Genomic DNA, 13,801 nt, shown 5'->3' with positions numbered 1-13,801 from the left:
TAGGAGGTGGACTTTCGATGACCAAAGGAATCTTAGGAAGAAAAATTGGGATGACACAAGTATTCGGAGAAAACGGTGAATTAATCCCTGTAACAGTAGTAGAAGCTAAAGAAAATGTTGTATTACAAAAGAAAACTGTTGAAGTTGATGGATACAACGCAATCCAAGTTGGATTTGAAGACAAAAAAGCATACAAAAAAGATGCAAAATCTAATAAATATGCTAATAAACCAGCTGAAGGTCACGCTAAAAAAGCTGACGCAGCACCTAAGCGCTTCATTCGTGAATTCCGCAATGTAGACGTGGATGCTTACGAAGTAGGTCAAGAAGTCTCAGTAGATACTTTTGTAGCTGGCGACGTAATTGACGTAACAGGCGTATCAAAAGGTAAAGGTTTCCAAGGTGCAATTAAACGCCACGGACAATCTCGTGGACCTATGTCACACGGTTCTCATTTCCACAGAGCACCAGGTTCTGTAGGTATGGCTTCAGATGCTTCAAGAGTATTTAAAGGCCAAAAAATGCCAGGACGTATGGGTGGAAACACAGTAACTGTTCAAAACTTAGAAGTAGTTCAAGTTGACACAGAAAACAAAGTTATCTTAGTAAAAGGTAACGTACCTGGACCTAAAAAAGGTTTAGTAGAAATCAGAACTTCAATCAAAAAAGGTAATAAATAATAAGAAGTGAAAGGAGGAAATGCATAATGGCTAATTATGATGTTTTAAAATTAGACGGAACTAAATCAGGTTCAATCGAATTAAGCGATGCAGTATTCGGTATTGAGCCAAATAATAGCGTTCTTTTCGAAGCTATTCATTTACAACGTGCTTCATTACGTCAAGGTACACATGCTGTTAAGAATCGTTCAGCAGTAAGTGGTGGCGGACGTAAACCATGGAAGCAAAAAGGAACAGGTCGTGCTCGTCAAGGTACAATCCGTGCTCCACAATGGCGTGGTGGTGGTATCGTATTCGGACCAACTCCAAGAAGTTATGCATACAAAATGCCAAAGAAAATGCGTCGTTTAGCTTTACGCTCAGCATTATCTTTCAAAGTTCAAGAGAACGGCTTAACTGTAGTTGACGCATTCAACTTTGAAGCTCCAAAAACTAAAGAATTCAAAAATGTATTAACTACATTAGAACAACCTAAAAAAGTATTAGTAGTTACTGAAAACGAAGATGTAAATGTTGAATTATCAGCACGTAACATCCCTGGTGTTCAAGTAACAACTGCTCAAGGTTTAAATGTATTAGATATCACTAATGCTGACAGCTTAGTAATCACTGAAGCTGCTGCTAAAAAAGTTGAGGAGGTGCTCGGATAATGGAAGCAAGAGATATTCTTAAGCGCCCCGTAATCACTGAGAAATCTTCTGAAGCAATGGCTGAAGACAAATACACTTTCGACGTTGACACTCGTGTTAACAAAACACAAGTGAAAATGGCAGTTGAAGAAATCTTCAACGTAAAAGTTGCAAGTGTTAATATCATGAATTACAAACCTAAGAAAAAACGTATGGGCCGTTACCAAGGCTATACAAACAAAAGAAGAAAAGCGATTGTAAAACTTAAAGAAGGTTCAATCGACTTATTTAACTAATAAACCAATTACCATTAAGGAGGTAAGCGACAATGGCTATTAAAAAGTATAAGCCAATAACAAATGGTCGTCGTAATATGACTTCGTTAGATTTCGCTGAAATCACGAAAACTACACCTGAAAAGTCATTATTAAAACCGCTACCGAAAAAAGCGGGACGTAACAACCAAGGTAAATTGACTGTAAGACACCATGGTGGTGGACACAAACGTCAATACCGTGTTATCGATTTCAAACGTAACAAAGATGGTATCAATGCTAAAGTTGATTCTATTCAATATGATCCAAACCGTTCAGCAAACATTGCATTAGTTGTATATGCAGACGGTGAAAAACGATATATCATTGCTCCTAAAGGATTAGAAGTAGGTCAAATCGTTGAAAGTGGTGCAGAAGCTGACATCAAAGTTGGTAACGCATTACCATTACAAAACATTCCAGTTGGTACAGTAGTACACAACATCGAGCTTAAACCTGGAAAAGGTGGACAAATTGCTCGTTCAGCTGGTGCAAGTGCTCAAGTACTTGGTAAAGAAGGTAAATACGTATTAATCAGATTAAGATCTGGTGAAGTTCGTATGATCTTATCTACTTGCCGTGCAACAATCGGTCAAGTTGGTAACCTACAACACGAATTAGTAAACGTTGGTAAAGCCGGACGTTCAAGATGGAAAGGTATCCGTCCTACAGTTCGTGGTTCTGTAATGAACCCTAACGATCACCCACACGGTGGTGGTGAAGGTCGTGCTCCTATCGGTAGACCATCTCCAATGTCACCATGGGGTAAACCTACGCTTGGTAAGAAAACTCGTCGTGGTAAAAAATCATCAGACAAACTTATCGTTCGTGGACGTAAGAAAAAATAATATAATCAACTTATTTGGGTGTGCGGCTTAAAGCTGCACGCACATAATAAGAAGGGAGGCGCCCAAATGGCTCGTAGTATTAAAAAAGGACCTTTCGTCGATGAGCATTTAATGAAAAAAGTTGAAGCTCAAGAAGGAAGCGAAAAGAAACAAGTAATCAAAACATGGTCACGTCGTTCTACAATTTTCCCTAATTTCATCGGACATACTTTTGCAGTATACGACGGACGTAAACACGTACCTGTATATGTAACTGAAGATATGGTAGGTCATAAATTAGGTGAGTTTGCTCCTACTCGTACATTCAAAGGACACGTTGCAGACGACAAGAAAACAAGAAGATAACATTTATTAAGTAGAGGAGGACATCCTAATGGAAGCAAAAGCGGTTGCTAGAACAATAAGAATCGCACCTCGTAAAGTAAGATTAGTTCTTGACTTAATCAGAGGTAAAAATGCTGCTGAAGCTATTGCAATTTTAAAATTAACAAACAAAGCTTCATCACCAGTAATTGAAAAAGTATTAATGTCCGCTTTAGCTAATGCTGAACATAACTATGACATGAACACAGATGAATTAGTTGTTAAAGAAGCATATGCTAACGAAGGACCAACATTAAAACGTTTCCGTCCACGTGCGCAAGGTCGTGCAAGTGCGATTAACAAACGTACAAGCCACATTACAATCGTCGTAAGTGACGGTAAAGAAGAAGCTAAAGAAGCTTAATTAACTTTTAAGGAGGGAATACTGTGGGTCAAAAAATTAATCCAATCGGACTTCGTGTTGGTATTATCCGTGATTGGGAAGCTAAATGGTACGCTGAAAAAGACTTCGCTTCACTTTTACACGAAGATTTAAAAATCCGTAAATTTATTGATAATGAATTAAAAGAAGCATCAGTATCTCACGTAGAGATTGAACGTGCTGCAAACCGTATCAACATTGCAATTCATACTGGTAAACCTGGTATGGTAATTGGTAAAGGCGGTTCAGAAATCGAAAAATTACGCAACAAATTAAATGCGTTAACTGATAAAAAAGTACACATCAACGTAATTGAAATCAAAAAAGTTGATCTTGATGCTCGTTTAGTAGCAGAAAATATCGCACGTCAATTAGAAAACCGTGCTTCATTCCGTCGTGTACAAAAACAAGCAATTACTAGAGCTATGAAACTTGGTGCTAAAGGTATCAAAACTCAAGTATCTGGTCGTTTAGGCGGAGCTGATATCGCTCGTGCTGAACAATATTCAGAAGGAACTGTTCCACTTCATACATTACGTGCTGACATCGATTATGCACATGCTGAAGCTGACACTACTTACGGTAAATTAGGCGTTAAAGTATGGATCTATCGTGGAGAAGTTCTTCCTACTAAGAACACTAGTGGAGGAGGAAAATAATAATGTTACTACCAAAACGTGTAAAATATCGTCGTCAACATCGTCCTAAAACAACTGGTCGTTCTAAAGGCGGTAACTACGTAACATTTGGTGAGTTTGGTTTACAAGCAACTACAACGTCTTGGATCACATCTCGTCAAATCGAATCTGCTCGTATAGCAATGACACGTTACATGAAACGTGGCGGGAAAGTTTGGATTAAAATCTTCCCACATACACCATATACTAAAAAACCTTTAGAAGTACGTATGGGTGCTGGTAAAGGTGCGGTTGAAGGCTGGATCGCAGTTGTTAAACCAGGTAGAATTTTATTCGAAGTTGCTGGCGTATCTGAAGAAGTTGCGCGTGAAGCACTACGTTTAGCAAGTCACAAACTTCCAGTAAAAACTAAGTTTGTAAAACGTGAGGAATTGGGTGGTGAAACAAATGAAAGCTAAGGAAATTAGAGACTTAACCACTTCAGAAATCGAAGAACAAATCAAATCTTCAAAAGAAGAGCTTTTTAACCTACGCTTTCAGTTAGCTACAGGTCAATTAGAAGAAACTGCACGTATTCGTACAGTAAGAAAAACGATTGCACGTCTAAAAACTGTTGCTCGTGAAAGAGAAATTGAACAAAGTAAGGCTAATCAATAATTAAGTAAGAGGAGGTTACAAAAGTGAGCGAAAGAAACGATCGTAAAGTTTATGTAGGTAAAGTTGTTTCAGACAAAATGGACAAGACTATCACAGTACTTGTTGAAACTTACAAAACACACAAATTATACGGTAAACGAGTAAAATACTCTAAAAAATACAAAACTCATGATGAAAACAATTCAGCTAAATTAGGAGACATTGTTAAAATTCAAGAAACTCGTCCTTTATCAGCAACAAAACGTTTTCGTTTAGTAGAGATTGTTGAAGAGTCAGTAATTATTTAATACAAGTTTAGAGATAAGGGAGGTTTAACTAATGATCCAACAAGAAACACGCTTGAAAGTAGCAGACAACTCTGGTGCTCGTGAAGTTCTTACAATCAAAGTATTAGGTGGATCTGGTCGTAAAACAGCAAACATCGGCGATGTTATCGTATGTACTGTTAAAAATGCAACACCAGGTGGCGTTGTTAAAAAAGGTGACGTTGTCAAAGCTGTAATCGTACGTACTAAGTCAGGTGTTCGTCGTAATGACGGTTCATATATTAAATTTGATGAAAATGCATGTGTTATCATTCGTGATGACAAAGGCCCACGTGGTACTCGTATCTTCGGACCTGTTGCTCGTGAATTACGTGAAGGTAACTTCATGAAAATCGTATCATTAGCACCAGAAGTACTTTAATAAATAACAACCAATACAAATAAGGAGGTGCCCACATGCATATCAAAAAAGGTGACAACGTTAAAGTTATCGCAGGTAAAGACAAAGGTAAAGAAGGTAAAGTAATCGCTACTCTACCTAAAAAAGACCGTGTCGTTGTGGAAGGTGTTAACATTATGAAAAAACACCAAAAACCAACTCAATTAAATCCTGAAGGTGGAATCTTAGAAACAGAGGCAGCAATCCATGTTTCTAATGTACAATTATTAGACCCTAAAACAAATGAACCAACACGTGTAGGTTACAAATTTGTTGATGGTAAAAAAGTTCGTATCGCTAAAAAATCTGGCGAAGAAATCAAAACTAATAATTAATAACAAGTTGAAAGGAGGATCCCACTTTGAACCGTTTAAAAGAAAAGTTTAATACTGAAGTTACTGAAAGCTTAATGAAAAAATTCAATTATAGTTCAGTGATGGAAGTACCAAAAATAGATAAAATCGTTGTGAACATGGGTGTAGGTGACGCAGTACAAAATTCTAAAGTATTAGACAATGCTGTTGAAGAATTAGAATTAATCACTGGTCAAAAACCATTAGTAACTAAAGCTAAAAAATCAATCGCGACTTTCCGTTTACGTGAAGGTATGCCAATCGGTGCGAAAGTAACACTTCGCGGTGAAAGAATGTATGAATTCTTAGACAAATTAATTTCAGTATCATTACCACGTGTACGTGACTTCCAAGGTGTTTCTAAAAAAGCATTTGACGGACGCGGTAACTACACTTTAGGTGTTAAAGAACAATTAATTTTCCCAGAAATCGACTATGATAAAGTAAGTAAAGTTAGAGGAATGGATATTGTTATCGTAACTACTGCTAACACTGATGAAGAAGCTCGTGAATTGTTAGCTAACTTCGGTATGCCATTCCGTAAATAATTATTTAAAGGAGGCTAATTAAGTGGCTAAAACTTCAATGGTTGCTAAGCAACAAAAAAAACAAAAATATGCAGTTCGTGAATACACTCGTTGTGAACGTTGTGGCCGTCCACATTCTGTATATCGTAAATTTAAATTATGCCGTATTTGTTTCCGTGAATTAGCTTACAAAGGCCAAATCCCTGGCGTTCGTAAAGCTAGCTGGTAATAAAAAAGAGTCTGAAAGGAGGCAACAATCAATGACAATGACAGATCCAATCGCAGATATGCTTACTCGTGTAAGAAACGCAAACATGGTGCGTCACGAGAAATTAGAATTACCTGCATCAAATATCAAAAAAGAAATTGCTGAAATCTTAAAGAGTGAAGGTTTCATTAAAAATGTTGAATACGTAGAAGATGATAAACAAGGTGTACTTCGTTTATTCTTAAAATATGGTCAAAACGATGAGCGTGTTATCACAGGATTAAAACGTATTTCAAAACCAGGTTTACGTGTTTATGCAAAAGCTAGCGAAATGCCTAAAGTATTAAATGGTTTAGGTATCGCATTAGTATCAACTTCTGAAGGTGTAATCACTGATAAAGAAGCAAGAAAACGTAATGTTGGTGGAGAAATTATCGCATACGTTTGGTAATAAAAAATAAGGAGGTGCCATAACATGAGTCGTGTTGGTAAGAAAATTATTGACATTCCTAGTGACGTAACAGTAACTTTTGATGGAAATCATGTAACTGTTAAAGGTCCTAAAGGTGAATTATCAAGAACTTTAAATGAAAGAATGACATTCAAACAAGAAGAAAACACAATTGAAGTTGTAAGACCATCTGATTCTAAAGAAGATAGAACAAACCATGGTACAACTCGTGCTTTATTAAACAATATGGTACAAGGTGTTTCTCAAGGATACGAAAAAGTACTTGAGCTTGTTGGTGTAGGTTACCGTGCTCAAATGCAAGGTAAAGACTTAATCCTTAACGTTGGTTATTCTCACCCAGTTGAAATTAAAGCTGAAGAAAATATTACTTTCTCAGTTGAGAAAAACACAGTCGTTAAAGTTGAAGGTATTTCAAAAGAACAAGTTGGAGCATTAGCTTCTAACATCCGTTCAGTAAGACCTCCAGAACCTTATAAAGGTAAAGGTATTCGTTACCAAGGTGAATATGTTCGCCGTAAAGAAGGTAAAACTGGTAAATAATAGATAAAACTCTACAGAAAGGAGTATTGAAATGATCAGTAAAATTGATAAAAACAAAGTGCGTTTAAAAAGACATGCTCGTGTTCGTACTAACTTATCAGGTACAGCTGAAAAGCCACGTTTAAACGTATATCGTTCAAACAAGCATATCTACGCTCAAATTATTGATGATAATAAAGGCGTAACATTAGCTCAAGCTTCTTCAAAAGATAGCGACATTGCTACTTCAGCAACTAAAGTTGAATTGGCAACTAAAGTCGGTGAAGCAATTGCTAAAAAAGCTGCTGACAAAGGCATTAAAGAAATCGTATTCGACCGTGGAGGATATTTATATCACGGACGTGTTAAAGCATTAGCTGAAGCTGCAAGAGAAAGCGGATTAGAATTTTAATTTAAAGGAGGGACAAATACATGGCTCGTAGAGAAGAAGAGACGAAAGAATTTGAAGAACGCGTTGTTACAATCAACCGTGTAGCAAAAGTTGTAAAAGGTGGTCGTCGTTTCCGTTTCACTGCATTAGTTGTAGTTGGAGACAAAAATGGTCGTGTAGGTTTCGGTACTGGTAAAGCACAAGAAGTACCTGAAGCAATCAAAAAAGCTGTAGAAGCAGCTAAAAAAGATTTAGTAGTTGTTCCACGTGTTGAAGGTACAACTCCACACACAATTACTGGCCGTTACGGTTCAGGAAGCGTATTTATGAAACCGGCTGCACCTGGTACAGGGGTTATCGCTGGTGGTCCTGTTCGTGCCGTGCTTGAATTAGCAGGTATTACAGATATCTTAAGTAAATCATTAGGATCAAACACTCCAATTAACATGGTTCGTGCGACAATCAATGGTTTACAAAACCTTAAAAATGCTGAAGATGTTGCGAAATTACGTGGCAAAACAGTAGAAGAATTATACAATTAAGGAGGGAAAACTAGTTATGGCTAAATTACAAATTACCCTCACTCGTAGTGTTATTGGTCGTCCTGAAACACAACGTAAAACTGTTGAAGCTTTAGGTCTTAAAAAGACTAACAGTTCAGTAGTTGTTGAAGATAACCCTGCTATTCGTGGGCAAATCAACAAAGTTAAGCACTTATTAACAGTAGAAGAAAAATAATCAAGGAGGTGCCGAAATGAAATTACATGAGTTAAAACCGGCAGAAGGTTCACGTAAAGAACGCAATCGTGTTGGACGTGGTGTTGCGACAGGTAACGGTAAAACAAGTGGTCGCGGACACAAAGGTCAAAAAGCTCGTTCAGGCGGTGGTGTAAGACCAGGATTCGAAGGTGGTCAATTACCATTATTCCGTCGTTTACCAAAACGTGGTTTTACTAACATAAATCGTAAAGAATATGCTATTGTTAACTTAGACCAACTTAATAAATTTGAAGATGGTACTGAAGTAACTCCAGCTTTATTAGTAGAATCTGGTGTTGTTAAGAATGAAAAATCTGGTATTAAAATACTAGGTAATGGTTCACTTGATAAGAAATTGACAGTGAAAGCTCATAAATTCTCAGCTTCAGCAGCAGAAGCTATTGATGCTAAAGGTGGAGCACACGAGGTGATCTAATGATTCAAACCCTTGTGAATTTCTTTAGAACAAAAGAAGTTCGTAACAAGATTTTCTTCACACTAGCAATGTTAGTAATTTTTAAAATAGGGACTTATATACCAGCTCCAGGAGTTAATCCTGCAGCTTTTGATAATCCCCAAGGTTCTCAAGGTGCCACTGAGTTATTAAATACTTTTGGTGGCGGAGCCTTGAAACGATTTTCTATTTTTGCAATGGGTATTGTGCCCTACATCACTGCATCCATCGTAATGCAATTATTACAAATGGATATTGTTCCTAAATTCTCAGAATGGGCAAAACAAGGTGAAGTAGGAAGAAGAAAGTTAAATAACGTCACTCGTTATTTAGCAATTTCTTTAGCATTTATCCAATCTATAGGTATGGCATTCCAATTTAATAATTATCTCAAAGGTGCACTGATTATTAATCAGTCAATTATGAGTTATTTATTAATTGCACTAGTTTTGACAGCAGGAACTGCTTTCTTAATATGGCTTGGTGATCAAATCACTCAGTTCGGTGTTGGTAATGGTATTTCTATTATCATATTCGCAGGTATTTTATCAACGTTACCAGCTAGTCTAATTCAATTTGGACAATCTGCGTTCGTTGGGCAAGAAGATACATCTTTAGCTTGGTTGAAAGTACTAGGACTTTTAGTGTCATTGATACTATTAACTGTCGGAGCTATTTATGTACTTGAAGCTGTTCGTAAAATTCCGATTCAATATGCTAAGAAACAAACTGCTCAAAGATTAGGTTCACAAGCAACTTATCTACCTTTAAAAGTTAACTCAGCTGGTGTTATTCCTGTAATCTTTGCAATGGCGTTCTTCTTATTGCCTAGAACATTAACATTGTTCTATCCAGATAAAGAATGGGCACAAAACATTGCGAATGCTGCAAATCCTTCAAGTAATGTAGGTATGGTAGTATATATCGTACTAATCATACTATTCACTTACTTCTATGCATTTGTACAAGTTAATCCGGAAAAAATGGCTGACAACCTTAAAAAACAAGGTAGTTACGTTCCAGGTATTAGACCTGGTGAACAAACCAAAAAATATATTACTAAAGTTTTATATCGTTTAACTTTTGTAGGTTCTATCTTCTTAGCCGTTATTTCAATCTTACCGATTTTAGCAACTAAGTTTATGGGATTACCACAATCAATTCAGATTGGTGGTACAAGTTTACTTATCGTTATCGGTGTAGCAATTGAAACAATGAAGTCTCTAGAAGCTCAAGTAACTCAAAAAGAATATAAAGGCTTTGGTGGTAGATAATTTTAGGAGGGCACTTATGAATATCATTTTGATGGGTTTACCTGGCGCAGGTAAAGGAACTCAAGCAAGTGAAATTGTCAAGAAATTCCCAATACCCCACATTTCAACTGGTGACATGTTCAGAAAAGCTATTAAAGAAGAAACTGAATTAGGTAAAGAAGCTAAGTCCTTTATGGATCGTGGCGAATTAGTTCCTGATGAAGTTACTGTAGGTATCGTTAAAGAAAGAATTTCTGAAGACGATGCAAAAAAAGGCTTTTTATTAGATGGCTTCCCAAGAACAATCGAGCAAGCTGAGGCATTAAATAACATTATGTCTGAGCTTGGCAGAAACATTGATGCTGTAATCAATATCGAAGTTCCGGAAGAAGAATTAATGAACCGTCTTACAGGTCGTCGAATCTGTGAGTCATGTGGTACAACGTATCATCTTGTATTTAATCCTCCGAAGGTCGAAGGTATTTGTGATATCGATGGTGGTAAATTGTATCAACGAGAAGATGATAATCCTGAAACGGTAGCTAATCGTTTGAGTGTTAATATTAAACAATCTAAGCCAATTTTAGAATTCTATGATAAAAAAGGCGTATTGAAAAATATTGATGGTTCAAAAGACATTAGCGACGTTACCAAAGATGTCATTGATATTTTAGATCATTTGTAATAGATCAACTTTAAGCGGTCTATTTTAAGTGAGGCATGATTTAATCATATTAGATAGATGAGAGTGGCAATTAACGATAATTAATTCCCGTAATTTTTGTTTAACTTATAAAATTAATCACTGATAGATTCGTAACAATAAAGTTGTCTATTGACGATTACCTTACTATTGCAAAAAGGGGGAAGTTAATCAATGGCTAAACAAGATGTAATTGAATTAGAAGGTACTGTATTAGATACTTTACCGAACGCAATGTTTAAAGTAGAATTAGAAAATGGTCATGAGATTTTAGCTCACGTAAGTGGTAAAATCAGAATGAATTACATTCGTATTCTACCTGGCGACAAAGTAACTGTTGAGATGTCTCCGTACGATTTAACACGCGGAAGAATTACTTATCGTTATAAATAATCGTCACTCCATAATATAGGGAGGTATAAAAATGAAAGTAAGACCATCAGTAAAACCTATTTGCGAAAAATGTAAAGTCATTAAACGTAAAGGTAAAGTAATGGTAATTTGTGAAAATCCAAAACACAAACAAAGACAAGGTTAATAAAAGAGAGGTGTAAATTAATATGGCACGTATTGCAGGAGTAGATATTCCACGTGAAAAACGCGTAGTTATCTCATTAACTTATATATACGGTATCGGTACGTCAACTGCTCAAAAAATTCTTGAAGAAGCTAACGTATCAGCAGATACTCGTGTGAAAGATTTAACTGATGACGAATTAGGTCGCATCCGTGAAGTTGTAGACGGTTATAAAGTTGAAGGTGACTTACGTCGTGAAACTAACTTAAATATCAAACGTTTAATGGAAATTTCATCATACCGTGGTATCCGTCACCGTCGTGGCTTACCAGTTCGTGGTCAAAAAACGAAAAACAACGCTCGTACTCGTAAAGGACCAGTTAAAACGGTAGCTAACAAGAAAAAATAATAGGTAAAGGAGGCAAATTTTAAATGGCACGTAAACAAGTATCTCGTAAACGTAGAGTGAAAAAGAATATTGAAAATGGTGTAGCACACATCCGTTCAACATTCAACAACACTATTGTAACTATCACTGATGAATTCGGTAATGCTTTATCATGGTCATCAGCTGGTGCATTAGGATTTAAAGGATCTAAAAAATCAACACCATTTGCAGCACAAATGGCTTCTGAAACTGCATCTAAATCAGCTATGGAGCATGGTTTAAAAACAGTTGAAGTAACAGTTAAAGGACCTGGTCCAGGTCGTGAATCAGCTATTCGTGCATTACAATCTGCAGGTTTAGAAGTAACTGCAATAAGAGACGTTACTCCAGTACCTCATAACGGTTGTCGTCCACCAAAACGTCGTCGTGTATAATTTTGATGGTATTGTTACAGGTCACTGAGCAAACATTCTAAATTAAGTCGACGTATATAAGGAGGATATTTAAATGATAGAAATCGAAAAACCTAGAATTGAGACAATTGAAATTAGTGAAGATGCTAAATTCGGTAAGTTCGTTGTTGAACCACTAGAACGTGGCTACGGTACTACACTAGGAAACTCCTTACGTCGTATCCTACTATCTTCATTACCAGGTGCAGCCGTTAAGTATATTGAAATTGAGGGAGTTTTACATGAATTCTCAGCAGTAGATAATGTAGTTGAAGATGTTTCTACAATCATTATGAACATTAAACAATTAGCATTAAAAATCTATTCTGAAGAAGATAAAACTTTAGAAATTGATGTACGTGATGAAGGCGAAGTAACTGCAAGCGACATTACACATGATAGTGATGTTGAAATTTTAAACCCAGAGCTTAAAATTGCAACAGTATCTAAAGGTGGTCACTTAAAAATTCGTCTAGTTGCTAACAAGGGTAGAGGTTACGCATTAGCAGAACAAAATAATACTAGTGATTTACCAATTGGTGTAATCCCTGTTGATTCATTGTATTCACCTGTTGAACGTGTGAACTATACTGTTGAAAATACACGTGTAGGTCAAAGCAGTGATTTTGATAAATTAACATTGGATGTTTGGACTAATGGTTCAATCACACCACAAGAATCAGTTTCATTAGCAGCAAAAATAATGACTGAACACTTGAATATCTTCGTTGGTCTTACTGATGAAGCACAAAATGCTGAAATCATGATTGAAAAAGAAGAAGATCAAAAAGAAAAAGTATTAGAAATGTCTATCGAAGAATTAGACTTATCTGTACGTTCATATAACTGCTTAAAACGCGCAGGAATTAATTCTGTTCAAGAGTTAGCTGATAAATCTGAAGCTGACATGATGAAAGTACGTAATTTAGGTCGTAAATCTTTAGAAGAAGTTAAATACAAATTAGAAGATTTAGGATTAGGATTAAGAAAAGAAGATTGATAAAGGAGGTTAACTCATGGGTTACAGAAAATTAGGTCGTACTTCTGATCAACGTAAAGCTATGTTACGTGACTTAGCTACATCACTTATTATTAGTGAGCGTATTGAAACTACAGAAGCTCGTGCAAAAGAAGTTCGCAGTGTTGTTGAGAAATTAATCACTTTAGGTAAAAAAGGAGATTTAGCTTCTCGTCGTAATGCAGCTAAAACTTTACGTAATGTTGAAATCTTAAACGAAGATGAAACTACACAAACTGCACTTCAAAAATTATTTGGTGAAATCGCTGAACGTTATACAGAACGTCAAGGTGGTTACACTCGTATCCTTAAACAAGGCCCTCGTCGCGGTGACGGTGCTGAATCAGTAATTATCGAATTAGTATAACAATTTATATAAATACACTAACTACTTTTATATAAAGCAAATGAGTGCAACGATAATGTTTGCCACATACAAATATTGTCTAGCTCAGAGTACCCCATCAACTAAATAAAGATTTAAAGCGTGAACTCAACAAACTTATGATGGGGTGCGCGCTTTTTTATTGTATAAGCTATCGGACTTATGAACAGAAATGTTTACAAGTCC

The 13,801-nt window shown here is 36.3% G+C and carries 28 protein-coding genes; all 28 read left to right on the top strand.

The window, feature by feature from the left end:
* Window positions 1-17 precede the first annotated feature (17 nt).
* The 28 genes from rplC (at window position 18) to rplQ (ending at window position 13,597) form a co-directional block, all read left to right on the top strand.
* Window positions 18-680 (top strand): 50S ribosomal protein L3, encoded by a 663-nt coding sequence (gene rplC / locus SAMSHR1132_RS11055; protein ID WP_000160212.1) that lies wholly within the window; start codon window positions 18-20, stop codon window positions 678-680.
* A 26-nt stretch (window positions 681-706) separates the two neighbouring features.
* Window positions 707-1,330, top strand: a complete 624-nt coding sequence (rplD, locus tag SAMSHR1132_RS11050) for a 50S ribosomal protein L4 (RefSeq protein WP_000024823.1) — start codon at window positions 707-709, stop codon at window positions 1,328-1,330.
* Complete coding sequence (rplW, locus tag SAMSHR1132_RS11045; protein WP_000388081.1) at window positions 1,330-1,605, top strand: 50S ribosomal protein L23; 276 nt, start codon at window positions 1,330-1,332, stop codon at window positions 1,603-1,605. The genes rplD and rplW overlap by 1 nt, the downstream gene beginning before the upstream one ends.
* A gap of 32 nt (window positions 1,606-1,637) precedes the next feature.
* Complete coding sequence (rplB, locus tag SAMSHR1132_RS11040) at window positions 1,638-2,471, top strand: 50S ribosomal protein L2 (protein WP_000985472.1); 834 nt, start codon at window positions 1,638-1,640, stop codon at window positions 2,469-2,471.
* 66 nt (window positions 2,472-2,537) lie between these two features.
* Window positions 2,538-2,816 (top strand): 30S ribosomal protein S19, encoded by a 279-nt coding sequence (gene rpsS / locus SAMSHR1132_RS11035; protein WP_000124353.1) that lies wholly within the window; start codon window positions 2,538-2,540, stop codon window positions 2,814-2,816.
* 28 nt (window positions 2,817-2,844) lie between these two features.
* Window positions 2,845-3,198: a 50S ribosomal protein L22 gene (gene rplV / locus SAMSHR1132_RS11030; RefSeq protein ID WP_000387527.1), complete on the top strand. Its 354-nt coding sequence runs from the start codon at window positions 2,845-2,847 to the stop codon at window positions 3,196-3,198.
* A 23-nt stretch (window positions 3,199-3,221) separates the two neighbouring features.
* Entirely contained in the window at window positions 3,222-3,875 is a 654-nt protein-coding gene (gene rpsC, locus SAMSHR1132_RS11025) for a 30S ribosomal protein S3 (protein ID WP_000529877.1), read from the top strand.
* 2 nt (window positions 3,876-3,877) lie between these two features.
* Entirely contained in the window at window positions 3,878-4,312 is a 435-nt protein-coding gene (gene rplP, locus SAMSHR1132_RS11020; protein ID WP_000926310.1) for a 50S ribosomal protein L16, read from the top strand.
* Window positions 4,302-4,511: a 50S ribosomal protein L29 gene (gene rpmC / locus SAMSHR1132_RS11015; RefSeq protein ID WP_000644737.1), complete on the top strand. Its 210-nt coding sequence runs from the start codon at window positions 4,302-4,304 to the stop codon at window positions 4,509-4,511. The genes rplP and rpmC overlap by 11 nt, the downstream gene beginning before the upstream one ends.
* 23 nt (window positions 4,512-4,534) lie before the next feature.
* Window positions 4,535-4,798, top strand: coding sequence for a 30S ribosomal protein S17 (gene rpsQ / locus SAMSHR1132_RS11010; protein ID WP_000004086.1), 264 nt, complete (start codon window positions 4,535-4,537; stop codon window positions 4,796-4,798).
* Window positions 4,799-4,829: 31 nt separating this feature from the next.
* Entirely contained in the window at window positions 4,830-5,198 is a 369-nt protein-coding gene (gene rplN / locus SAMSHR1132_RS11005; protein ID WP_000615921.1) for a 50S ribosomal protein L14, read from the top strand.
* A 35-nt stretch (window positions 5,199-5,233) separates the two neighbouring features.
* Window positions 5,234-5,551 (top strand): 50S ribosomal protein L24, encoded by a 318-nt coding sequence (rplX, locus tag SAMSHR1132_RS11000; RefSeq protein ID WP_000547688.1) that lies wholly within the window; start codon window positions 5,234-5,236, stop codon window positions 5,549-5,551.
* 26 nt (window positions 5,552-5,577) lie between these two features.
* Window positions 5,578-6,117 (top strand): 50S ribosomal protein L5, encoded by a 540-nt coding sequence (rplE, locus tag SAMSHR1132_RS10995; protein ID WP_001080826.1) that lies wholly within the window; start codon window positions 5,578-5,580, stop codon window positions 6,115-6,117.
* Window positions 6,118-6,139: 22 nt separating this feature from the next.
* Window positions 6,140-6,325 (top strand): type Z 30S ribosomal protein S14, encoded by a 186-nt coding sequence (locus SAMSHR1132_RS10990; protein ID WP_001140799.1) that lies wholly within the window; start codon window positions 6,140-6,142, stop codon window positions 6,323-6,325.
* 31 nt (window positions 6,326-6,356) lie between these two features.
* Entirely contained in the window at window positions 6,357-6,755 is a 399-nt protein-coding gene (gene rpsH / locus SAMSHR1132_RS10985) for a 30S ribosomal protein S8 (RefSeq protein ID WP_000178881.1), read from the top strand.
* 24 nt (window positions 6,756-6,779) lie between these two features.
* The gene (rplF, locus tag SAMSHR1132_RS10980; RefSeq protein WP_000091973.1) at window positions 6,780-7,316 is read left to right on the top strand and encodes a 50S ribosomal protein L6; all 537 of its coding nucleotides are present in this window, start codon (window positions 6,780-6,782) and stop codon (window positions 7,314-7,316) included.
* Between the two features lie 31 nt (window positions 7,317-7,347).
* On the top strand, window positions 7,348-7,707 hold the full coding sequence (gene rplR / locus SAMSHR1132_RS10975; protein WP_000623879.1) for a 50S ribosomal protein L18: 360 nt from the start codon (window positions 7,348-7,350) through the stop codon (window positions 7,705-7,707).
* A 20-nt stretch (window positions 7,708-7,727) separates the two neighbouring features.
* Window positions 7,728-8,228: a 30S ribosomal protein S5 gene (rpsE, locus tag SAMSHR1132_RS10970; RefSeq protein WP_000113852.1), complete on the top strand. Its 501-nt coding sequence runs from the start codon at window positions 7,728-7,730 to the stop codon at window positions 8,226-8,228.
* Between the two features lie 16 nt (window positions 8,229-8,244).
* Complete coding sequence (gene rpmD / locus SAMSHR1132_RS10965) at window positions 8,245-8,424, top strand: 50S ribosomal protein L30 (protein ID WP_001096576.1); 180 nt, start codon at window positions 8,245-8,247, stop codon at window positions 8,422-8,424.
* A gap of 16 nt (window positions 8,425-8,440) precedes the next feature.
* Window positions 8,441-8,881: a 50S ribosomal protein L15 gene (rplO, locus tag SAMSHR1132_RS10960; protein WP_000766074.1), complete on the top strand. Its 441-nt coding sequence runs from the start codon at window positions 8,441-8,443 to the stop codon at window positions 8,879-8,881.
* Window positions 8,881-10,173 (top strand): preprotein translocase subunit SecY, encoded by a 1,293-nt coding sequence (secY, locus tag SAMSHR1132_RS10955; protein WP_000616781.1) that lies wholly within the window; start codon window positions 8,881-8,883, stop codon window positions 10,171-10,173. The genes rplO and secY overlap by 1 nt, the downstream gene beginning before the upstream one ends.
* Before the next feature lie 16 nt (window positions 10,174-10,189).
* On the top strand, window positions 10,190-10,837 hold the full coding sequence (locus tag SAMSHR1132_RS10950) for an adenylate kinase (protein WP_001021467.1): 648 nt from the start codon (window positions 10,190-10,192) through the stop codon (window positions 10,835-10,837).
* 192 nt (window positions 10,838-11,029) lie between these two features.
* Window positions 11,030-11,248: a translation initiation factor IF-1 gene (infA, locus tag SAMSHR1132_RS10945; protein WP_001118443.1), complete on the top strand. Its 219-nt coding sequence runs from the start codon at window positions 11,030-11,032 to the stop codon at window positions 11,246-11,248.
* Between the two features lie 31 nt (window positions 11,249-11,279).
* Window positions 11,280-11,393 carry a 50S ribosomal protein L36 gene (gene rpmJ, locus SAMSHR1132_RS10940; RefSeq protein ID WP_000868342.1) on the top strand — a complete coding sequence of 38 codons (114 nt, stop codon included), beginning with the start codon at window positions 11,280-11,282 and terminating at the stop codon, window positions 11,391-11,393.
* Window positions 11,394-11,415: 22 nt separating this feature from the next.
* Window positions 11,416-11,781, top strand: coding sequence for a 30S ribosomal protein S13 (rpsM, locus tag SAMSHR1132_RS10935; RefSeq protein WP_000090796.1), 366 nt, complete (start codon window positions 11,416-11,418; stop codon window positions 11,779-11,781).
* A 23-nt stretch (window positions 11,782-11,804) separates the two neighbouring features.
* Window positions 11,805-12,194: a 30S ribosomal protein S11 gene (gene rpsK, locus SAMSHR1132_RS10930; protein WP_000101625.1), complete on the top strand. Its 390-nt coding sequence runs from the start codon at window positions 11,805-11,807 to the stop codon at window positions 12,192-12,194.
* 73 nt (window positions 12,195-12,267) lie between these two features.
* Window positions 12,268-13,212, top strand: a complete 945-nt coding sequence (locus tag SAMSHR1132_RS10925) for a DNA-directed RNA polymerase subunit alpha (protein ID WP_000569649.1) — start codon at window positions 12,268-12,270, stop codon at window positions 13,210-13,212.
* A gap of 16 nt (window positions 13,213-13,228) precedes the next feature.
* Window positions 13,229-13,597, top strand: coding sequence for a 50S ribosomal protein L17 (gene rplQ / locus SAMSHR1132_RS10920; protein ID WP_000542274.1), 369 nt, complete (start codon window positions 13,229-13,231; stop codon window positions 13,595-13,597).
* The last annotated feature ends 204 nt before the right edge of the window (window positions 13,598-13,801 follow it).

Origin of the sequence: Staphylococcus argenteus (genome assembly GCF_000236925.1) — a bacterium.
Taxonomy (GTDB): domain Bacteria; phylum Bacillota; class Bacilli; order Staphylococcales; family Staphylococcaceae; genus Staphylococcus; species Staphylococcus argenteus.
This window is presented reverse-complemented; position numbering and strand designations above follow the sequence as displayed.